The 22,463-nt window shown below is 41.4% G+C and carries 18 protein-coding genes; all 18 read left to right on the top strand.

Annotated elements, in window-relative coordinates:
• Window positions 1–132: 132 nt before the first annotated feature.
• The 18 genes from rsmH (at window position 133) to recN (ending at window position 22,463) form a co-directional block, all read left to right on the top strand.
• Complete coding sequence (gene rsmH / locus ACFIK4_RS07285) at window positions 133–1,131, top strand: 16S rRNA (cytosine(1402)-N(4))-methyltransferase RsmH (RefSeq protein WP_375621372.1); 999 nt, start codon at window positions 133–135, stop codon at window positions 1,129–1,131.
• Window positions 1,128–1,532 carry a hypothetical protein gene (locus tag ACFIK4_RS07280; protein WP_375638339.1) on the top strand — a complete coding sequence of 135 codons (405 nt, stop codon included), beginning with the start codon at window positions 1,128–1,130 and terminating at the stop codon, window positions 1,530–1,532. Before rsmH ends, ACFIK4_RS07280 begins: the two co-directional genes overlap by 4 nt.
• Entirely contained in the window at window positions 1,532–3,274 is a 1,743-nt protein-coding gene (locus ACFIK4_RS07275) for a peptidoglycan D,D-transpeptidase FtsI family protein (RefSeq protein ID WP_375613364.1), read from the top strand. Before ACFIK4_RS07280 ends, ACFIK4_RS07275 begins: the two co-directional genes overlap by 1 nt.
• 23 nt (window positions 3,275–3,297) lie before the next feature.
• Window positions 3,298–4,749 (top strand): UDP-N-acetylmuramoyl-L-alanyl-D-glutamate--2,6-diaminopimelate ligase, encoded by a 1,452-nt coding sequence (locus tag ACFIK4_RS07270; RefSeq protein WP_375611990.1) that lies wholly within the window; start codon window positions 3,298–3,300, stop codon window positions 4,747–4,749.
• Complete coding sequence (gene murF, locus ACFIK4_RS07265; RefSeq protein ID WP_375675626.1) at window positions 4,746–6,167, top strand: UDP-N-acetylmuramoyl-tripeptide--D-alanyl-D-alanine ligase; 1,422 nt, start codon at window positions 4,746–4,748, stop codon at window positions 6,165–6,167. The genes ACFIK4_RS07270 and murF overlap by 4 nt, the downstream gene beginning before the upstream one ends.
• 22 nt (window positions 6,168–6,189) lie before the next feature.
• Entirely contained in the window at window positions 6,190–7,260 is a 1,071-nt protein-coding gene (mraY, locus tag ACFIK4_RS07260) for a phospho-N-acetylmuramoyl-pentapeptide-transferase (RefSeq protein WP_375611992.1), read from the top strand.
• Window positions 7,261–7,264: 4 nt separating this feature from the next.
• On the top strand, window positions 7,265–8,659 hold the full coding sequence (murD, locus tag ACFIK4_RS07255; RefSeq protein ID WP_375613367.1) for a UDP-N-acetylmuramoyl-L-alanine--D-glutamate ligase: 1,395 nt from the start codon (window positions 7,265–7,267) through the stop codon (window positions 8,657–8,659).
• Between the two features lie 143 nt (window positions 8,660–8,802).
• The gene (locus ACFIK4_RS07250) at window positions 8,803–9,957 is read left to right on the top strand and encodes an FtsW/RodA/SpoVE family cell cycle protein (RefSeq protein ID WP_375638336.1); all 1,155 of its coding nucleotides are present in this window, start codon (window positions 8,803–8,805) and stop codon (window positions 9,955–9,957) included.
• Entirely contained in the window at window positions 9,950–11,086 is a 1,137-nt protein-coding gene (murG, locus tag ACFIK4_RS07245) for an undecaprenyldiphospho-muramoylpentapeptide beta-N-acetylglucosaminyltransferase (RefSeq protein ID WP_375638335.1), read from the top strand. The genes ACFIK4_RS07250 and murG overlap by 8 nt, the downstream gene beginning before the upstream one ends.
• On the top strand, window positions 11,070–12,497 hold the full coding sequence (murC, locus tag ACFIK4_RS07240) for a UDP-N-acetylmuramate--L-alanine ligase (protein ID WP_375632331.1): 1,428 nt from the start codon (window positions 11,070–11,072) through the stop codon (window positions 12,495–12,497). Before murG ends, murC begins: the two co-directional genes overlap by 17 nt.
• Window positions 12,475–13,452, top strand: a complete 978-nt coding sequence (gene murB, locus ACFIK4_RS07235) for a UDP-N-acetylmuramate dehydrogenase (protein ID WP_375638334.1) — start codon at window positions 12,475–12,477, stop codon at window positions 13,450–13,452. The genes murC and murB overlap by 23 nt, the downstream gene beginning before the upstream one ends.
• Window positions 13,453–13,689: 237 nt before the next feature.
• Window positions 13,690–14,610 (top strand): D-alanine--D-alanine ligase, encoded by a 921-nt coding sequence (locus ACFIK4_RS07230; RefSeq protein WP_375611998.1) that lies wholly within the window; start codon window positions 13,690–13,692, stop codon window positions 14,608–14,610.
• Window positions 14,598–15,509: a cell division protein FtsQ/DivIB gene (locus tag ACFIK4_RS07225; protein WP_375675624.1), complete on the top strand. Its 912-nt coding sequence runs from the start codon at window positions 14,598–14,600 to the stop codon at window positions 15,507–15,509. The genes ACFIK4_RS07230 and ACFIK4_RS07225 overlap by 13 nt, the downstream gene beginning before the upstream one ends.
• Window positions 15,506–16,807: a cell division protein FtsA gene (gene ftsA / locus ACFIK4_RS07220; protein ID WP_375613372.1), complete on the top strand. Its 1,302-nt coding sequence runs from the start codon at window positions 15,506–15,508 to the stop codon at window positions 16,805–16,807. The genes ACFIK4_RS07225 and ftsA overlap by 4 nt, the downstream gene beginning before the upstream one ends.
• Before the next feature lie 63 nt (window positions 16,808–16,870).
• On the top strand, window positions 16,871–18,643 hold the full coding sequence (gene ftsZ / locus ACFIK4_RS07215; protein WP_375675622.1) for a cell division protein FtsZ: 1,773 nt from the start codon (window positions 16,871–16,873) through the stop codon (window positions 18,641–18,643).
• Window positions 18,644–18,858: 215 nt separating this feature from the next.
• Window positions 18,859–19,743, top strand: coding sequence for a UDP-3-O-acyl-N-acetylglucosamine deacetylase (gene lpxC, locus ACFIK4_RS07210; RefSeq protein ID WP_375638332.1), 885 nt, complete (start codon window positions 18,859–18,861; stop codon window positions 19,741–19,743).
• Window positions 19,744–19,901: 158 nt separating this feature from the next.
• A complete protein-coding gene (locus tag ACFIK4_RS07205) occupies window positions 19,902–20,795 on the top strand; it encodes an outer membrane protein assembly factor BamD (protein ID WP_375675619.1) in 894 nt (297 codons plus the stop codon).
• Between the two features lie 6 nt (window positions 20,796–20,801).
• Complete coding sequence (recN, locus tag ACFIK4_RS07200; RefSeq protein ID WP_375675617.1) at window positions 20,802–22,463, top strand: DNA repair protein RecN; 1,662 nt, start codon at window positions 20,802–20,804, stop codon at window positions 22,461–22,463.

Here is a 22,463-nt window from a genome sequence, read left to right as displayed (position 1 = left end):
ATCTGTTTTGGGATAACTTTAGTTTTTTCGTTCATTGTGATTAATGTGAAAGTTGAAGGTCAGGTTATTCTAAGATCAGTTGCCATGAGAGAGCTGTTGATTTAAGACAGCATAACTTCAAGACGGATTATTTTGATAAAGCAGGATCAAAGAGCTGAACGCCATATTCCAGTGTTGTTACAGCCAGTTTTGGCTGGGCTTATGCCATTGGTTGGAGCAAAAGTGATTGATGGCACCTTTGGTGCTGGTGGGTATACGCGCGCTTTATTAAAGGCAGGAGCACAGGTGATTGCTCTTGATCGTGATCCTCATGCTATCAGTGCAGGACAATCGCTTGTTGAAGAATTTTTTCCACGCCTTCGTTTGGTCCATATGGCGTTTTCACAGCTTGATCGTGTCGTTGAAGAGAAGGTGGATGCAGTTATTTTGGATATTGGTGTCTCTTCAATGCAGCTTGATGAAGCAGAAAGAGGTTTTTCTTTTCAAAAAGATGGTCCATTGGATATGCGAATGGCTCAGACTGGTTTTACAGCCAGCGATGTTATCAATCATTTAAAAGCAAGGGATTTGGCACGTATTTTTAAGATATTAGGGGAAGAGCGTTATGCGGGGCGAATTGCACGGATGATTGAAAAGCGTCGTGTTGTGCAGCCTTTTTTGCGTACAGGTGATTTGGCGTATGCTATCGAAACGTTGATAGGACGTAAGCTGGGAGATCGTATTCATCCGGCAACACGTGTATTTCAGGCTCTTCGTATCTATGTTAATGATGAAATTGGTGAATTGGCATGTGGTTTATTTGCTGCTGAACGCGTTTTAAAAGCTGGAGGCCGTTTGGGGGTTGTCAGTTTTCATTCTCTTGAAGATCGTATGGTCAAAAGATTTTTTTCGGCTCGTTCTGGAGAATGTATGAGATCACGCTATCTGCCAGAAATAAAGGCTGCTCCAGCGACATTTTTTCCTTTGTTTCGAGGTGGGATCACGGCAACTAAAGAGGAGTTACAGAAAAATCCTCGTTCACGTTCTGCGAGGTTGCGTATTGGTGTACGGACTGAAGCAGAGGCTCTTGCAGCAGATATGAAATTATTTGGTTTAGCAGAGATTGCCAGTTTTGAAGGCAGCAAAAAATGACAGTTTTTCGTACATTTGATATGATTTTAGTGTTGATTATGATTTGTATGGCAGGACTTACTTATAAGGTAAAATATGATGTTCAAAAGCGAATGAACGAAGTTCTTCATCTTGAGCATGAAATTGCTGCAGCAAAAAATACGGTAAGTTTGCTTCATGCTGAGTGGGCTGTGATGATAAGGCCTTCACGCATGCAAAAACTTGCGAAACGTTATCAGAAAGAACTTGGGTTAGAGGTTATACAGCCGCGTCAAATCGTGGAGTTTAAAGACATTCCGGTACGGGTACATGATCAAATTGAAGAAGTGATTAAACAAAATATCTTGGAAGATAATCAAGATATTTTGACAAATAATCGGGTTTCTCAGATCAATAGTGTTGTCCAAAAAGGCGCGCAGTAATGAAATCGACTTTTTTATTCTCACAGAAGAAAAAGCGCTTAAAGAATTCGTTGAATAATCATAATGTTTCTGTTCGTCGTCCCTATTCTAGTCGTCCACGTTTGCTTTTTTCGTTGTTCTGCTTTTTAATTTTATATGGCATCATGGGGGCTTGCCTTATTTCTTATGGGTTGGAAGGTGGACAGATTGAAGAAGCAAAAGGGCCTGGAGTTCTTCAATTGATGGCACGGCCTGATATCGTTGATCGTAATGGTCGTTTATTGGCAACAGATATTAAAACTTATTCACTTTTTGCTGAGCCACGACGTATTATTGATGTGGATGAAACAATTGAATTGCTCTCAACAGTTTTGCCTGATCTTAATTGGCAGGAAACCTATAAGCGTTTAAAAAGAAAATCTAGTTTTTCTTGGATACAGCGGGGGTTAACACCAATGCAGAAGACGCAAATTATGGCTCTTGGTATACCAGGAATTGGTTTTCGGACTGAAATTCGTCGTTTTTATCCTGATGGACCTGTAACTTCCCATATTCTCGGTATGGTGAATGTTGATAATCAGGGCATTGCAGGTATGGAAAAATATATTGATGATGCGGGGTTGAGTGCTTTGCGTGCCGCTGGTCTTGCCATGGAAGAATCGTTAAAACAAGTTCAGCTTTCGATTGATGTGCGTGTTCAGGCAATTGTTCATGATGAACTTATTCAGGCTATGAAGCGTTATAAGGCAATTGCTGCAGGAGCTGTTATTTTAAATATACATACGGGGGAAGTTTTGGCTTTGGCATCACTACCAGATTTTGATCCTGGAAATCCTATCGAAGCTTTAAAAAGTGATCGTCTCAATCGGATGACGGCAGGAGCTTTTGAAATGGGATCAATTATTAAAAGTTTTACGACCGCCATGGCACTTGATTCCAATATTTTTCATTTAAACAGTATTATTGATGCTTCAAAGCCAATAAAAGCAAGTAGTGGGTATACTATTCATGATTTTCATGGAAAAAATCGACCCTTAACGTTATGGGAGGTTTTTATTTATTCTTCTAATATTGGTTCTGCTAAAGAGGCATTGGCGATAGGGATTGATAAACATCGTGGTTTTTTACAAAAACTTGGATTACTGGATCGTCTCACAACAGAGTTGCCTGAAGTTGCCCACCCTATTGTGCCACATCATTGGAAGGATATACATTCTATGACGATTTCTTTTGGGCATGGTATGGCAACAACACCCTTGCAAACAGCTGTTGGGGCTGCTGCTTTAATGAATGGTGGTTGGTTAATTGCTCCGACATTTTTAAAACGGACAAAAGAACAAACTCTGCACCATGCAAAACGGGTTTTGCAGGCTAAAACAAGTCAAAATATGCGTTACCTTTATCAATTAAATAGTGATATTGGTTCTGGACGTAATGCAAAAGTAGAAGGCTATCGTGTAGGTGGTAAGACAGGAACAGCTGAAAAAGTTGAAAATGGAAAATATTCTAAAACAAAAAATTTCAATAGTTTTCTTGCTGCTTTTCCTATTGAAGATCCTGCTTATGTTGTTTTAACAATTATCGATGAACCAAAGCCAGAGGAGGGACAGCGTTCAGCAACAGCGGGAATGAATGCTGGACCAATGCTTGCTAATATTGTTCGTCGCACAGCTAGTTTTCTTGGTGTAAAACCCGATTTTAAAAAAGAATATGAGCCTCTTTTAAGTAAAAAGAGCAATTCAAGTTTCGTTAAACAACGGTAAAATGAATATAAAGGTGCGTTATCATGTTGTTGGGAACAGTTTTTACAGAATGTGTTGAAGATGAAAGTCTTTCTTCAATAGAAATAACAGGAATAAGTGTGGATTCTCGGCAAGTTTTGCCAGGCTATGTTTTTGTCGCTGTTCAAGGAAAAAAAAGTGATGGAAGGCACTATATAGATGATGCGATAAAGCGTGGCGCACGAGCAATCGTTACAGATTATCATGCTGTTCTTGAGGATTTATCTGTTCCCATTTTACGTGTTTCTAATGTTCGTCATAGTTTAGCGTTGGCAGCTGCACGTTTTTACGGTTCTCAGCCTGAAACGGTCGTTGCTGTGACTGGTACAAGTGGTAAAACATCTGTTGTCTCTTTTCTTCGGCAAATTTGGACTTATGCTGGATTTTGTGCTGCGAGTATAGGAACGGTTGGTGTTGTTTCTCCTAAACGGAATGTTTATGGTTCTCTCACAACACCTGATCCGGTCGTCTTGCACCGTCTTCTTTATGAAATTTCTCATGAAGGTGTGACTCATGCAGCTCTTGAAGCTTCTTCGCATGGGCTTGACCAAGGACGACTTGATGGAGTCCGTTTAACGGCTGGTGCCTTTACCAATTTAGGGCGAGATCACATGGATTATCACACGGGGGTAGAGGATTATTTGCGGGCTAAAATGAGGTTGTTTGATACACTTTTGCCTGTATCTGCTCCTGCTTTGATTTTTGCTGATGATGTTTATTCACAAAAGGTTATTGATGTTGTTACACAAGCGCGCCGCCGTGTCTTGACAATTGGTCGTAAGGGGCAATTTATCACGATTAATCGTGTCGAACATCAACGCTCAAAACAGTGTATTGAGTGTCGTGTGGAAAACAATATTTATACATTTGATTTGCCTTTAGCTGGAGATTTTCAGGTCGCCAATGCGCTTATGGCAGCGGGGTTAGCAATTGCAACGGGCGTTTCACCTCGTAAGGTTTTTTCTGCGCTTGAAACTTTGCAGGGAGCACCTGGGCGGTTAGAGTTTGTGGGAAAGACAGAAAATAATGCGCTTGTTTACATTGATTATGCCCATAAACCAGAAGCTTTGGAGCAGGTTTTGCTTTCTGTTCGTCCCTTTACGCAAGGGCGCTTGATCGTTGTTTTTGGTTGTGGAGGAGATCGTGATCAAGGAAAAAGACCTTTGATGGGAAAAATTGCGGCGGATAAAGCGGACATTGTTATTGTAACGGATGATAATCCTCGCACAGAAATGCCAGAAAAAATACGCAAGGATATTTTACAGGCGGTGCCAACAGCAATAGAAATAGCAGATCGTGGTGAGGCTATTTCTTACGCGGTGGAGCTTTTGAAAGTTGGTGACACATTAATCATTGCTGGAAAAGGTCATGAGGATGGCCAAATTATAGGGCAGACAACTTATCCTTTTTCAGATCGTCTGAAAGCGATAGAAGCTTTAGAGGACCGAAAGAAATGACAGCTTTATGGGATAAGCAAGCACTTGTTGCTGCAATTAATGGTGTTGTAATGGGAAGCATGCCAGAAACTTTTTCTGGGGTTTCCATTGATAGCCGTACTCTTGCGGAAGGGGATGTTTTTTTCTGCATTAAGGGGCATCATCTTGATGGTCATGATTTTGCTGCGCAAGCTTATGAACGAGGTGCAGGCGTTCTTATCGTTGCGGAACACCGTTTGAGGGATATGAAAAAGATATCGGCTCCACTCATTGTCGTTCCTGATGTTTTGCAAGCCTTAGAACAACTTGCACAAGCTGCACGCAAACGTTCAAGAGCTAAGATTATCGCGATAACAGGATCAGTGGGAAAAACAACGACAAAAGAAGCTTTGAAACAAGCACTTGCAACGGCTGGGAATGTTCATGCGAATCTCGCTTCTTTAAACAATTGCTGGGGGGTTCCACTCACTTTAGCGCGGATGCCTGTGGAGAGTGATTATGGTATCTTTGAAATTGGCATGAATCACAGAGATGAAATTCGCCCTCTGGTCAAACTGGTTTGTCCGCATGTTGCTCTCATTACGCATATTTGTGCAGGACATATGGGTTTTTTCAAGGATCTTGAAGAAATAGCAAAGGCAAAAGCTGAAATTTTTGAAGGATTGGATGAGGAAGGCATTGCCATTTTAAATGCGGATAGTGATTTTTTTTCTTATCTCGTTCAAAAAGCAAAGAAATGCGGTGTAAAAAAGATCTTAAGCTTTGGTGAGACTAAAGATGCTGATTATCAAGCGCATGATATACGTCTTCTAACCGATAGTTCTTCTATGATTGTGCGTATGGGGGGGCGGGATAGGGAGGTCCAAATTGGTGCTCCTGGGCGCCATATTGTGCAAAATAGTTTAGGGGTTATTGCTGCTTGTGATGCTATGGGGGTTGAGCTAGAGCCTGTTTTGCTTTCTTTTCGCCATTTTTCTTCTCAAAAGGGGCGAGGTGTTCGTTATCGACTGTCTTTATCAAATGGGGGTGAATTTTATCTCATTGATGAAAGCTATAATGCAAATCCTGCTTCTATGCGTGCTGCACTTGAGCTTCTTGCTACAGGGCCTGTAGGGAAAGGGGGGCGGCGAATTGCTATTTTAGGAGATATGCTAGAGTTAGGGGAGTATAGTGAAAAGCTTCATCGTGATTTAATAAAACCAATACGTCTTTCTGGTGCTAATCCGGTTTTTCTATTTGGTGAGGCGATGAAATCTTTAGTCAGTGATTTGTCTGCTGGTGTTAAGGTTCATTATGCTGAAAATATTGAGAAAATTTTATCGCTTCTTTTAGCAGAAATTTCTTCTGGGGATCTGCTTATGGTTAAATCATCCAATAGCCTTTGTTCATCAAATATTGTGACTGCATTGCTTGATCGCTATAAAGCGGTTTCTTCATAGTTTTAAGAGGTTTTTTTATTCCATGATGCTATTTTTTTCTTCGTTTAGTGATTGGCTTCCAGGTGTGAATGTATTTCGTTATATTACTTTTCGCACGATAGCGGCTATGCTTACTTCGGGGCTTATCGTCTTTTTGTTTGGACCTAGCATCATTGCTTCTCTTAAATTGCGGCAGGGTAAGGGGCAACCGATTCGTGCTGATGGTCCTCAAACACATTTTAAAAAGGCTGGAACACCTACAATGGGTGGATTGATGATTTTAATCGGCATTGTGGTATCGGCATTTTTATGGGGTAATTTATCGAATATTTATTTTTGGGTATCGCTATTGGTTATGCTTTCTTTTGGGGGAATTGGATTTTATGACGATTATCTTAAGGTCACAAAACAAACAGACAAAGGATTTTCTGGGAAAGCACGATTAAGCTTGGAGTTTTTTGTTGCGGCAATTGCGGCTTTTGCCATCTTGAAAATTGGCTCATCTGGATTAGCTTTGCCTTTTTTAAAAGATTATCTTATCAATTTGGGCTGGTTTTTTATTCCTTTTTCTGCTTTCGTCATTGTTGCGACGGGTAATGCGGTTAATTTAACGGATGGACTCGATGGGCTTGCTATTGTTCCTGTGATGGTTGCAGCTTTATCTTTTGCTCTGATTGCTTATCTTTCTGGTAATATGAATTTTGCTGATTATCTCCAAATCCATTATGTATCGGGAACAGGTGAATTGGCTGTTTTATTGGGAGCTGTTGTTGGGGCAGGGCTTGGTTTTTTATGGTTTAATGCACCACCTGCAGCTATTTTTATGGGAGATACTGGTTCATTGGCTCTTGGAGGACTCTTAGGGACTGTTGCTGTTGCTACGAAACACGAAATTGTTTTGGTTCTTATTGGTGGGCTTTTTGTTGTGGAAGCTTTTTCAGTCGTTATTCAGGTTGGTTATTTCAAATTAACAAGAAAACGCGTGTTTCTTATGGCACCGATACATCATCATTTTGAGAAAAAAGGCTGGACTGAAAGCCAAGTCGTGATACGCTTTTGGATTATTTCGATTGTTCTCGCTCTCATAGGTCTTTCAACACTTAAATTGCGGTGAGAATGTGATTTCTGTTACGTGTTATAAAGGTCAAAAAGTTGCTCTGTTTGGATTGGGACAGTCTGGACTAGCAACGGCACAAGCATTGATGTGCGGTGGCGCAGAAGTGGTGGCGTGGGATGATAGTTCTTCAAGCGTGCAAATGGCTTTTCGGCACAATATTCCAACACGAGATCTCCGTTATGAAGATTGGTCAGAATTTGTTGCATTGATTGTAGCTCCTGGAGTTCCTTTAAGTTATCCTCAGCCCCATTGGATTGTTGAAAAAGCACGAAAAAAAAATATAGAAATTATCGGTGATATTGAATTATTTGTTCGTGCGCGCCAGCATTTTTTACAACATTATGGTTTGTGTGACCAAGATGTTCCTTTCATTGCGATTACGGGGACGAATGGCAAGTCAACCACAACGGCTTTACTTGCGCATTTGTTGGAAAAAATGGGCTATGATGTGCAGATGGGGGGAAATATCGGAAAAGCAATATTGACGCTTAAGCCATTTGTTAAAAAACGTATCTATGTGATTGAATGTTCATCATTTCAAATTGATCTTACTCCCTCTCTTCAGCCGACCATTGGACTTTTATTGAATTTAACACCTGATCATATTGATCGACATGGGAGTTTTGCCTGTTATGTGCAAACCAAAAGGCATCTGATTGCTCAGGCTTCTCAGGCTTTCATTTCAGTTGATGATGCAGCTTGTCGGGTTTTATATCAACAGTTACTTCATGATGGGAAGCAAATTGAGGCAATTTCCAAGGATCATTTTGTTGAAAATGGTTTTTATGCAGATGGGACCAAGCTCTTTTCTGTTCGTCAAGGACAGAGTCATATGCTTGCAGATCTTGCTCCTATGGCGGGGTTACGTGGGAGTCATAATGCGCAAAATGCCCTTATGGCATTAGCAACATTGCAGGCTTTAAAAATAACCGATCCTTCTGTGAACAAGCATTTGGCAAGTTATAAAGGGTTGGATCATCGTATGCAGCAGGTGCGTAAAATGGGGGCGGTTTTGTTTATCAATGACAGCAAGGCTACTAATGCAGATGCAACAGCTCCTGCGCTTTCCACCTTTAATGATATTTTTTGGATTGTTGGAGGACAGGCAAAAAAGGGAGGGATAGAGTCTCTTAGAGAATTTTTTCCTAAAATTCGTAAAGCTTATTTGATTGGGAGCGCGGCGGAAGAATTTGCTCGCACTATTGGATCTGCTTTTCCCTTTTCTATGAGCTTAACTTTGAAAAATGCGGTGCGTGAAGCAGCTGTTGACGCAATGGGTTGTAAGGAAAAAGAGGTGACGGTTCTTTTGTCACCTGCTTGTGCAAGTTATGACCAATTTAAAAATTATGAAATGCGAGGCGAAGCATTTGTCTCTTTTGTGATGCAGTTACAATAAAAAAGCATCAGTTATAAAAAAATATTTTTGCGTTAAGACTCCAGAATCTTTTTTTGTGTAATTTAGTTTTTAAAGTGTTTGTTAAACAGGCTGGGGAACCATATTACTTTGAGATAATTTATAAAATGGATAAGGTGGATACCATGGTGACGCGTGCAGATAGAGATCCAATTGCTAATTGGTGGTGGACGATTGATCGCTCTATCTTTGCAGCTTGTTTAATTTTAATGGGAATTGGCATTATGCTGTCTTTTGCTGCCAGCCCTATTATTGCAAAAAAAATCGGAATTGCTGATAGTTTTTATTTTGTTCGGTGGCATATCATTTTTAGCATTTCAGCATTTTTTACGATGGTTACCATTTCCTTTTTTTCGCTTTCTAATATTCGTCGTTTATGTGCTCTTTTGCTCATTGTAACGCTTGCTCTTATGGTTGCAACCTTATTTTGGGGTCCAGAATTAAAGGGAGCACGGAGGTGGATTCTACTATTTGGTTTTTCTGTACAGGCTTCAGAGTTTATGAAGCCAGCTTTTGTGGTTATGTCCGCTTGGCTTTTTTCGGAACAGATACGCAAGAGGGGCATTCTGGGTTATACGTTAGCGATTCTACTTTATGCCATTTGTTGTGTGCTTCTGGTTTTGCAGCCTGATATTGGACAAACAGTTTTAATAAGTGCAACATGGGGGGGGCTGTTTTTTATTGCTGGTGTCCCTCTTACTATTATTTTTCTCTTTCTCATTTTAGGCGTTGTAGGAATTATTTTAGCTTATCTTTTTCTGCATCATGTGCGCGAGCGGATCAATGGTTTTTTGACAGGTGAAGGGGATACGTTTCAAGTGGATGTGGGACGTGAGGCTATTTTGAATGGTGGTTGGTTTGGGCAAGGTCCTGGGGAGGGCACAGTAAAACGTATCATTCCTGATAGCCATACAGATTTTGTATTTTCCGTTGCTGCTGAAGAATATGGTATTATTCTTTGTTTATTAATTATGATGCTGTTTGGCTTTATCGTTATGCGTTCATTGTATATAGCCATGAATACACGTGATTCCTTTATACGTCTTGGTATTACTGGCATAGCAATGATGATTGGCTTTCAATCAGCTATTAATATGGCCGTTAATCTTCACTTAATTCCTCCAAAAGGTATGACATTGCCTTTTATTTCTTATGGTGGTTCTTCGATGGTGGCGATTGCGTTTTCAATGGGCATTTTGCTTAGTTTAACACGTCGTTGGCCAGAAGCGCGCCTTTCAGCTTTTTCTTCCTCTTCTGTCTTGGATACCCCTTATGAATGATAAAAAAGTTATTATTTTGGTGGCTGGTGGTACAGGTGGACATCTTTTTCCTGCTGAAGCCCTTTCTGTTGAATTAAGGCAGCGTGGATATGATGTTCATTTAATAACAGATGAAAGAGCACGCCCTTTTGTTCGGTGTTTTGATGAAGAGCATATTCATATCGTTTCATCGGCAACATTTACACGACGCCATCCTTTTGCTCTGATAAAGACGTTTTGGTCTTTGCTAAGGGGTATGGGGCAATCGTTGGCGTTGTTTTATAAATTACGTCCTGTTCTTGTTGGAGGATTTGGGGGGTATCCGAGCTTTCCTCCTCTTTTTATTGCGGCTTTAACGAGGCGTGTGACATTTATTCATGAACAAAATGCTGTTATGGGGCGTGCCAATCGGGTGTTGGCAATTTTTGTGCGTGCAATCGCTGGTGGTTTGTTGTCGCCAAATGGCGCTTATGCTCATAAAATACTTTTGACGGGGAATCCTGTCCGTGAGGCTGTGTTGAAGGCGGCCAAAATTCCTTATCATTCTTCAGAGGGAGAAAAGCCATTTAATTTTTTGATTTTTGGAGGTAGTCAAGGGGCTTCTGCTTTTTCACATATTGTTCCAGAAGCTATTGCTTTATTTGATGATAAGAACCGTAAACGTTTACGAATTGTACAGCAAGTCCGCGGTGAAGCAGGAAGGTTGATCAAAATCTATCGTGATATGGGGGTACAAGCAGAAGTTGCTCCTTTCTTTGATGATATGGCTGAACGTATGGCACATGCTCATTTTATTTTGTCGCGCGCTGGGGCTTCGTCCGTTTGTGAGATAGCGGTGATTGGTAGACCTGCTCTGCTTGTTCCCTATCCCCATGCTTTAGATCATGATCAGGCTGCCAATGCAGCTTTGCTTGCTCGTGTGGGGGGAGCACAAATTATATCAGAAAAAGATTTAAATGCACAAAAGCTTTCTTCTCTTTTAATGCACGCTTGTTGTGCGCCCCATTTATTGGAAAAACAAGCGCTTGCTGCAAAAAAAGTTGGACAACCTCATGCAACCCGTCGCCTTGCTGATATGGCTGAATCCTTAACTGCAGGGCGATTGTTGTCAGATATAAAAGAGGAGCTTTTTAATGAAAATGCCACTTGATATAGGCGTTATCCATTTTATCGGAATCGGGGGGATCGGTATGAGTGGAATTGCGGAGGTTTTTTATAATCTTGGCTATAAAGTTCAAGGGTCAGATCAAGTTGAAAGTGCAAATGTTGAACGTTTGCGGAAAAAAGGAATTAACGTTCATATAGGTCATTGTGCTGAAAACTTAGGGAATGCAGAGGTTGTTGTTTTTTCTACTGCCGTTAAAAAAACAAATCCTGAGTATATTGCTGCAAAGGAAAGACATTTGCCGCTTGTCAGACGTGCAGAAATGCTGGCGGAGCTGATGCGATTTCGGCGTGCAATTGCAGTGGGTGGTACACATGGTAAAACAACAACCACATCAATGGTCGCAGCCCTTCTTGATGCTGGTCATTTTGATCCAGTGGTGATTAATGGCGGTATTATTAATGCTTATGGTACGAATTCTCGTACGGGAGATGGCGATTGGATGATTGTTGAAGCTGATGAAAGTGATGGTACATTTTTAAAGCTGCCTGCTGATATTGCTGTTATTACTAATATTGACGCTGAGCATTTGGATCATTATGGAAGTTTTGATGCTGTGCGTGAGGCTTTTCGGCAATTCGTAGAAAATGTTCCTTTTTATGGTTTTGCTGTTTTGTGTCTTGATCATCCAGAGGTTCAGTCATTGGCGGGCCGTATTGATGATCGTTGGGTGATCACTTATGGTGCAAATCCACAAGCGGATGTTCGTTTTCTTAATCTTTCGATGGATGGTCAAAAAACGCATTTTGATGTTCTTGTTCGCTCACGCAAAACAGGAAGAAAGATTGAGTTGAAAAATTTGCTTTTGCCCATGGCAGGGCAGCATAATGTTGCCAATGCAACGGCGGCGATTGCTATTGCGCATGAACTTGGCATTTCAAATGAAGCTATAAAAAGGGGCTTAGCAGAATTTGGCGGAGTAAAACGGCGTTTTACGCGAACAGGAAGTTGGCGTGGCATTGAAATATTTGATGATTATGGACATCATCCTGTTGAAATAAAGGCTGTTTTGCGTGCTGCACGTGAGAGTGCAAAAGGGCGTGTTATTGCGATTGCACAACCCCATCGGTATTCGCGTTTGTATCATTTATTTGATGATTTTGCTGCTTGTTTTAATGATGCAGATACAGTGTTGATTACGCCCGTTTATGCGGCTGGTGAAGAGCCTATTGTAGGATTTGGTTCTCAAGAATTGGTAGAGCATATTAAAATGGCGGGTCATCGTGATGTGCGCTTGATACATGGTTTGGAAGATGTTGTGTCTCTTGTCTCAAAATTTGCTCAGGCAGAGGATTATGTTGTTTTTCTTGGTGCTGGCAATATCACACAATGGGCTTGTGCTTTGCCTCATCAGTTAGCGGTATTGGATGGTCATGATAAATTTTCAGCACATTGATGGTGAGGCGCTATTGGCGCAATTGCAACCACTGTTAGGTGGCGTGAGAGGAAAGCTTACACCTAATGTTGAGATGCGTAAGGTAACGTGGTTTCGCACGGGCGGGTTGGCAGAGCTTTTTTATCAGCCTGTCGATGAAGAAGATTTGGCTCTCTTTCTTCAAAATTTGCCTGAATTTGTTCCTGTAACAATTGTCGGTATTGGTTCTAATCTTCTGGTGCGTGATGGGGGGGTTCCTGGTGTTGTGATTCGTCTTTCGCCAAAAAAATTTGGGCAAGTGAAGCAAGTTTCTCCAAAAGGCTTTTTAGTTGGTGCTGGTACGGCGGATAAACATTTAGCTGCTGCCGCTTTAGAAGCTGAGATTGCAGGTTTTCATTTTTATCATGGTATTCCTGGAGGTCTTGGAGGAGCTCTCAAAATGAACGCAGGTGCGAATGGTGTTGAAACCGCAGCGCGTGTTGTCGAGGTCTATGCGCTGGATCGTAAAGGGCAACGTCATATCTTGAGTGTGGAAGATATGCATTATTCCTATCGCCATTGTGATATTCCTAAAGATTTTATTTTTACGGCTGCTTTATTAGAAGGAAAACTCGGCAATAAAGATGATATTCGTGCTGCTATGGATGAAGTTGCCCTCCACAGAGAAACTGTGCAACCTATTCGTGAAAAGACAGGGGGATCAACTTTCAAAAATCCTGAGAATGGATCTGCGTGGCGCGTGATTGATGAAGCAGGGTGTCGTGGTTTACGGATTGGTGGCGCTCAAATGAGTGAAATGCACTGTAATTTTATGATTAATACAGGGCAAGCAACAGGATATGATCTTGAAGTATTGGGAGAAACAGTGCGTGCGCGTGTTTTTGCAAATTCAGCCCACCTTTTACAATGGGAAATAGAGCGTATTGGTCAATTTGAGCGTGGTCGAAGTGTTTCTCCTTTTGATCCATTTCATTGATTTATTGTTCACTAAAAAGTGAAAATAAAAAATTGAGTCATTTCAAAGAGATAATAAAAAATTTCTATTAAGAATCAATAAATTAACAAAGAATCTCTTGCATCCGGCTTTTGAGTCTGATTCATTATGCAAAATGCTAGGTTATTGATTCGCAAGGATAAACTTTGTTTTTCCTGTATGTAGTGCTGATGTATTCTATATAGACTACATATAGTATGCGAAAGAGGGTGATTTATTATGAAAGATAAACATATAGCTGTGTTAATGGGAGGTTTTTCTTCTGAACGGTCTATAAGTTTATCTTCAGGGGCGGCGTGTGCTGATGTTTTAGAGGTGCAGGGGTATCGCGTGAGCCGCGTGGATGTTGATGCTCATATTGCTTCTGTTCTTGAACAGTTGCAGCCCGATATTGCCTTCAATGCATTGCATGGTCCATTTGGTGAAGATGGCCGGATTCAGGGGATTCTTGAATATTTAAAAATTCCTTATACTCATTCTGGCGTGATGGCATCTGCTTTGGCAATGGATAAGGGACGTGCAAAAATTATCGTTGCAAATGTTGGGGTTTGTGTTGCTCCTTCTCGTATCATGAGCCGCTTTGCTTTGGGCCGAACGCATCCCATGGAGCCTCCTTATGTAATTAAACCTGTGTGTGAAGGATCAAGTTTTGGTGTTGTCATTGTTCAAGGAAATGAAGCTGCACCGCCGCATAATATTGGGGGAGCTGAGTGGGGGTATGCCGATGAGGTGATGATTGAAAAATATATTCCTGGTCGTGAATTGACTTGTGCTGTTTTGGGGAACGAAGTGCTGGATGTGTGTGAAATTCTTCCCGATAAACACTTTCCATTCTACGATTATGACTCAAAATATAAAACGGGTGGTTCTCTTCACATTTGTCCTGCACAACTTTCACTAAATATTTACCAAAGTGTGCAAAGAATGTCTTTAGCAGCCCATCAGGCGATAGGGTGTCGAGGTGTTAGCCGTTCTGATTTTCGTTTTGATGAAAAAACGGGAGAATTGGTTTGGCTTGAAATTAATACGCAACCAGGTATGACCTCGACGTCTCTTCTTCCTGATATTGCAAAAGCGAGCGGCCGTACTTACGGCGATATTGTTCAATGGATGGTGGAGGACGCATCATGTATGCGTTGAATGTTAATAAAACAAATGTTCCGATGGAGGTGCTTTCAGTGCCGGCTTTGCCACGTCTTTATCGTCGTTTTCTTCGGTTTATGTTTGAGTTTGTTTTTGTCAATATTCATATTCCACGCCATTTTGGCTCTTTTGCTGTTGTGTGGTTTTTCTTTGTTACGGCTTTTTATGGACTTTCATCAAGTGGTCAGATGGCTGTGGTCGTAAATACGATCATATTGGATAGTAGTTTTGTGGTCACTCATGTCGATATAAGCGGTAATAAGCGCTTGGCAAAGCAGGATATTTTTAAAATTTTAAAACTTGATGTTGCGCCTTCTATATTCACTTTTGATGTTGAAAGAGCGCGTTCTCTGTTGGAAAAACAGGCTTGGGTGCAATCGGCTAATGTTCAGAAAATTTATCCCAATAGAATGCGCATTTCCATCGTGGAGCGTGAACCCTATGCCATTTGGCAACATGATGGCATAATGGATATTGTTGATAATACAGGTCGTGTCATTGTGCCTTTTAAAGGAGAAATTGTTCGGGATTTACCTCTTGTGGTTGGGCAGGGTGCACAAAATGCTGCTAAAGTGTTTATTCAAGCGCTGTCAGTCTATCCGGAAGTATATGATCGTATTCGTGCTTTTGTGCGGGTAGGTGATCGACGTTGGGATCTTGTTTTGAATAATGGAATGCGCGTTATGTTGCCTGAAAATGGTGCTCTTGAAAGGCTTTCTTCTCTTTCTTCGTCCGGTACAATGCAAGATCTTTTATCTCGCGATATTCTCAGTGTTGATTTACGTCTTGCTGATCGAATTACTGTTTCTTTATCAGATGAAACGTTGGAGCGTTATCATACTACTGTAGCAGAAGAAGAACGTATTTTAAAAGCGCGAAAGGCAGGAAGCCTATGATGCTACTCAGATCACATCATTTGAAGGGGCGTAAAACACGTTTTTTAACGGTACTTGATGTCGGTTCAAGTAAGATTGTTTGTCTTATTGCTTGTTTGCGTCCTTTGAAGCATGCACACTATTTACATGGTCGTACACATTCTACGGAAATTCTAGGCTTTGGAGTGCAGCGTTCACGTGGTATTAAATCCGGTGTTGTCATGGATATGTTTGCAGCAGAACAATCAATAAGATTGGCTGTTGATGCGGCAGAAAAAATGGCGGGTTTGGTGGTGGATTCAGTGATTGTGAATTTTTCCTCAAGTCGATTACAAAGTGCTTTGATTAATGGAAAGGTTCATTTGAATGGTCGTGAAGTCACCAAGCGTGATATGCGTATGGCCTTTTCAGATGTTTCGCGTAAAGCCTTTGATGCTGAACGTCATGTTATGCACTCAGTTCCAGTTTCTTATGTATTGGATGGAGATAAAGGAATTTTTGATCCTATTGGCATGGCAGGGGAAACATTTGGTGTCGACGTGCATGTGGTAACAGCAGAAACAGCCTCTTTGCGTAATTTGGAAACTTGTATTAATCGTGCACATTTGAGTGTTGAAGCAATGGTTGCTACTCCCTTTGCAAGTGGTCTTGCTGTCTTGATGAATGATGAGGCGCGTTTAGGGGCTGCATGTATTGATTTTGGTGGTGGAACAACAACATTTTCAGTGTTTTTTGAGGGGAAATTTATTCATGCAGATGCTCTTGCTGTTGGGGGGCATCATGTCACTCTTGATGTTGCGCGCGGATTTTCTATGTCTTTAACAGAGGCGGAACGTTTAAAAGTTGTTTATGGTTCAGCACTTTTAACAAGTGCTGATGAGCGGCAAATGATTAATGTAGCAGAAATTGGGAGTGAACAGCGTGAAACTCAATATCCTCGCGCGGTTCTTGGGCGTATCATTCGTGCGCGTGTTGAAGAAATTTTAGAAATGGTCCGTGATTGTTTAAATCGTTCTGGTTTTGGTCACATCATTGGTAAACGTGTTATTTTGACTGGGGGAGCAAGCCAGTTAACAGGATTGCCAGAAATGGCACGTACTATATTAGGAAGAAATGTTCGTATCGGGCGGCCTTTAGGTATTTCGAGGCTTCCTTCTCTTGCAAAAGGGGCGGCGTTTACATCTGCTGTTGGGTTGTTAATTTATCCGCAATTGGTGGGTTTTGAAGAAAAAACAATGCAGGCGGCAGGAAATCATTTATCGATGGGCACGCGTGGATATTTTCAGCGTGTTGGTCAGTGGTTGCGTGAGAGTTTTTAGTTAAGTCTAGTTGGATAAATTTCATCGCTTTGGCTTGCGGTGTCTTATGAGAAGGAAAAGAAAATGACGATTAATCTGCATCGGCCAGATATCGCGGAATTGAAGCCACGCATTACCGTTTTTGGTGTTGGAGGTGGTGGCGGGAATGCCGTGAATAATATGATAAATGCTGGTCTTCAGGGAGTTGACTTTGTTGTTGCAAATACGGATGCACAGGCTTTGGCTATGTCAAAGGCTGAACGTGTTATCCAACTTGGGGCAGCTGTGACAGAAGGTTTGGGTGCTGGGGCTTTGCCTGAAGTTGGACAAGCGGCGGCGGAGGAATGTATTGATGAAATTATTGATCATCTTGCAGACTCTCATATGGTTTTCATTACTGCTGGTATGGGGGGAGGAACTGGAACAGGGGCTGCTCCCGTTGTTGCTCGCGCAGCGCGTGAAAAAGGTATTTTGACTGTTGGTGTTGTGACAAAGCCGTTTCAGTTTGAAGGCGCACGTCGTATGAAAACGGCAGAGGCTGGTATTGAAGAATTACAAAAGTCTGTCGATACATTGATTGTTATTCCCAATCAAAATCTTTTCCGTATTGCAAATGATAAGACAACGTTTGCTGATGCTTTTGCTATGGCTGACCAAGTGCTTTATTCTGGTGTTGCTTCCATTACGGATTTGATGATTAAAGAGGGTTTGATTAACCTTGATTTTGCTGATGTTCGTTCTGTTATGCACGAAATGGGTCGAGCCATGATGGGAACGGGTGAGGCATCTGGTGATGGGCGTGCTTTGGCTGCGGCTGAAGCTGCTATTGCAAATCCATTGTTGGATGATACCTCTATGCGTGGGGCGCGTGGTTTATTGATTTCTATTACGGGTGGTCGTGATATGACTCTCTTTGAGGTTGATGAAGCTGCTAATCGTATTCGTGAAGAAGTAGATGCTGATGCGAATGTGATCTTTGGCGCTATTGATGATGAGTCATTGGAAGGTGTTATTCGTGTTTCTGTGGTTGCCACCGGTATTGATCGTGAAGTTAGTGATGTGGTTCAGTCCTCTCATCCTCAGATTCAAAGGCCTGCTTCTTCAATACGCAAGAGCGATCCTGGAACGTCACATAGTTCTTTTCATGTTCAATCATCGCCTCTGCGTTCTGAGTCAATGGTAGAAGTGATCGAATCACTTGAAATAGAGAAGGGTAAATCAACCGGAGAACAGTTCCGTCCCAAAAGTCAAATTTTTGCACAACCTGCAGAAGCAATGACGACACGAAGTGCAACGAATGCTGTTGCGTATGGTTCAAATGCTGTTCAGGAACAGAGATCAAATGTGCCTCGTATGCAAGTAAGCCGTGGTTCTCAACAGGCGATGACGGCTCCTGTGAGTATGGAGGCAACAGCGCATGTTCTTGATGAGATGACAGGGCTTGTGAAGCAAAAAGAAAAGCCAGTGCAACCAAAACAAATGCAACAAATGCAAGCGCGCGCTCCAATGCGTATGCCTGAGTTAAAGGATTTTCCTCCTGTTGCGCATGGACAAAGCCAAAGAACATTTGTGACGGATCAGGGTCCTCGTAATCTTTGGCAGCGTTTGAAACAGAGCTTGACACATCGTGAAGAAGCTGAGCCAGAAGCGAGGCTGGAGCCTGCTGTTAGATCGTCTCAGCAGAAAGAGTCTCATGTTTACAATAAAAACTCTCAGGCGCTTTCTCAAGATGCTTCTGTTTATGTTCCACGTCGTTCTGGTGAGCTGCATCCTCAGGTACCACAAGATCAGTGTACTTTTATAAGTGAAGAAGATCAGTTGGAAATACCAGCATTTTTACGTCGTCAGGCAAATTAATTGATGAAAAATGAGGTAAAGTAAGAAATTTTATTATTTCTTTAATGATCAGACAAAAATTATACAGTAAAATATATTACTGTATTTTGGATAAAATACTTTGTTTTAAAAAAAACCGCTTACAATAAGCGGTTTTTTTGTATTATTTACTATGAATATTTTTTATAGTTTTATAAATTTTGTTAAAAGATGTACAAGCAATTTAATAAAATGATATGATGAATTTAGTACCAAAATATCAGTCTACTCTTAAAAAAGCAGTAACATTTAAGGGGATTGGCGTTCATAGTGGCTGTTTGTCAGTGGTAAAGGTTTGTCCAGCGGATGTTGGGTGTGGTATTGTTTTTAAGCGTTGTGGATTAGACGGAACAGAGAAAATATTTCAAGCCCATGCATCGCAAACAGGAGAAACTGAATTATCAACAGTACTTGGAGATGGAGATGTAAGGGTTGAAACAATTGAACATTTGATGGCGGCAATTGCTGCTTATAATTTGGATAATCTTGTTATTGAAGTGTCACATAATGAGATTCCTATTTTGGATGGTTCAGCGTGGCTATATTGCCAAGCTTTTGAAGATGTTGGTATTGTACAGCAAAATGCGTTGCGTTCTTATTTCATTATAAAAAAGCCGGTGCGGGTTGAAGGAGCTCATGGTGTTGCAGAGCTTTTGCCATTCGATGGACGTCGTTTTGATATAACGATCTCTTTTCCTTCTTCTGCTATTGGTAAGCAACATTTCAGTTTTGATCTTACCACACGAGGGTTTAGGGATGATTTGTCACGTGCGCGCACTTTTGGTTTTATCAAAGACGTGGAAGAATTAAGGCTTTCTGGAAAGGCGAGAGGCGCTTCTTTGGAAAATTCTCTTGTTATCGACCTTAATGATAAAATTTTAAATCCCGATGGTCCTTATTGGGAGAATGAATGTGTTCGGCACAAGATGCTTGATGCGATTGGTGATACTGCTTTGCTTGGGGCACCTTTTATTGGATTATTTCGTTCTTATTGTAGTGGGCATAGAATTAATGCGCAATTGGTGAAGGCTGTTTTGGCAGACGAATCATATTATGAAAAAAGCTTTTTAGAGAAAAAGTAAAAAAATTGGCAAGATTTTTTTATCGTTTATTTGATTTTTAAGGGGATGATTGACCTAAACTGTTAAATTGGTTATGTGGATTTTAAAGTGATATGGTATAAAACCTTTGATAAATTGTTTTTGCTACAAGGTGATATTCTCTGGAGGCCGGAAAAACTATGAAAAAATCTCATGTGTGCATTGGAAATATGACATATAGAAAATCTAACATTGTACGCAAGATATTGGGGGTGGTACTTTTAGGAAGCACCTGTATGTTAGCGGGATGTCTCTTTAAAGAGAAAAATACCCTTGATCCATCTGCTTATGTTTTGAAAATAGAGCCACCAGATGTTCTCTATAATCAGGCGCTTGCTAGCCTTGAAAGTGGGCGGCTTGGGGATGCATCGAAGAAGTTTTTGAAGATTGAAAAACAGTACGCTTATACAGACTGGGGGCGTAAATCTTTGGTCATGGGTGCTTTTACTAATTATCGACTCGGAAAGTATGATGATTCAATTAGTATGGCTCAACGCTATATTACGCTTTATCCAGGGTCAACTGACTCGGCTTATGCGTACTATATTATTGGTCTTTCTTCTTTCCGTCGGATTCCCGATGTTACGCGTGATCAACGTGATACGAAACGCGCTATTGCTGCTATGCAGCTTCTTATAGAGCGCTATCCTAATTCTGAGTATGTCAAGGATGCTAAGGATAAAATCCGTTTTGGGCGCGAACAGCTGGCTGGTAAAGAAATGCAGATCGGCCGTTATTATGAAGAGGGGCGGCGCTACCTTGCGGCAAGTAGACGGTTTCGTACCGTAGTTGAAGAGTATTCTGATACAAATCAAATTGAAGAAGCACTTTTCCGCTTAACGGAAGTTAATTTAGCTCTCGGCTTAACGGCGGAAGCGCAAACAGCAGCAGCTATTTTAGGACGTAATTATCCCAAAAGTGAGTGGTATAAATTTTCTTATAATCTCTTGCAGAAGAATAAAATATCACCACATGAGCATAAATCTTCTTGGATCTCAAATGCTTTAGGTGGTGACAAGAAGAGGGTACGTTGATTCTCTATGTTGGTACAGCTTTCGATTCATAATATTGTTTTGATCGAAACGCTCGATATTCATTTTACAGCGGGGTTGACGGTTTTAACTGGAGAAACGGGTGCGGGGAAGTCTATTCTCCTTGATGCTTTATCACTTGCTTTAGGGGGGCGGGGTGATGCTTCGCTTGTGCGTCATGGTGCTGACCGCGGGCAGGTTACGGCTGTTTTTGATGTGTCTGTTTCACATCCTGCACGTCAACTTATTCGTGAGAATGGTCTTGATGACGAGGGTGATATTATTTTACGGCGGGTACAATCAAGTGATGGACGTAGCCGTGTCTTTATCAATGATCAGGTGTCTAGTGTTGCATTGATGCGAAGTGTTGGCCGTTTGCTGGTTGAAATCCATGGACAACATGATGATCGTGCACTTGTTGATGTTGCTACACATCGCCAATTATTAGATGCCTTTGGTGGACTTGAGAATGAAGTGGAAAATTTACGCCAGTGTTATCACACATGGCGTGAATGTGAGGAGCGTTTGCAACAGCAGCGTCTTAAAGTAGAGAGCGCTGTACGTGAGGTTGATTATCTTCGTGCGTGTGTAGAAGAGCTTGAAAAGCTTGATTTTCAAGTTGGTGAAGAAGATGCTCTTTCTCTTCGCCGTGCAGATATGCTTAAATTAGAAAAAATAGCAACGGATATAAAAGAAGCGGATGATCTTTTAACGGGTCAAAAATCACCAATCCCAGTGCTTTCCAATTTGGTGAGGCGTTTGGAGCGGAAAATTCCTGAGGCGCAAGAACTTATTGCACCAGTGGTGAAATCTATTGATGAGGCATTGCATGCACTTGCAACAGCACAAGAAGGTATTGAGGTGGCAATACGAGCATTGGACTTTGAACCTGATGAATTGGAACGGATAGAAGAACGTCTTTTTGCTCTTCGGGGTTTTGCTCGTAAATATCAAGTTTCTGCGGATGAATTGGTTCAGTTACGCGATAAAATGGATGCTGAACTGGCTGATTTTGAAGAGGCTCAGACCATATTGACACGTTTTGAAGATGAGGCAGAGCAGGCAAAGAAAAATTATGATACATTGGCGCAAGCCTTAACAATAAAGCGTCGGGAGACAGCAAGGCATTTATCTGAAAGTGTTATGGCTGAGTTGCCGGCATTGAAGTTAGAGAGGGCTGAATTTATTGTTGAAATGCAAAGTGATATGGAAAAGCGGAGTGCAGAGGGATGTGATCGTATTGAATATTGGGTGCGGACAAATCCTGGAACACGTGCTGGGCCGATGCTTAGTGTGGCTTCTGGCGGTGAATTATCTCGTTTTTTGCTGGCATTAAAAGTTGTTTTATCTGATCGAGGATCAGCACCGACGCTGATTTTTGATGAAATTGATACAGGCGTTGGGGGGGCTGTTGCAGCGGCTATTGGGCAACGGTTGCAACGCTTATCAGAACATGTCCAAGTTTTCGCTATTACGCATGCTCCACAGGTTGCATCGAAAGCGCATGGTCATTTTCTTATTTCAAAAATTGAGAGTCATGATAAAGGACGCTTTGTTACTGCGATTCATAAAATGAAAGAACATGAGCGTGCAGAAGAAATTGCCCGTATGTTGGCTGGAGAACAGATTACTGAAGAAGCGCGTGCAGCGGCTCAAAAGCTTCTCGCATAA

The organism is Bartonella sp. AP9QHHD (assembly GCF_042195625.1).
Classification (GTDB): domain Bacteria; phylum Pseudomonadota; class Alphaproteobacteria; order Rhizobiales; family Rhizobiaceae; genus Bartonella.
Note: the sequence above shows the minus strand (reverse complement) of the source record. Positions and strands in the feature narration are given on the sequence as shown.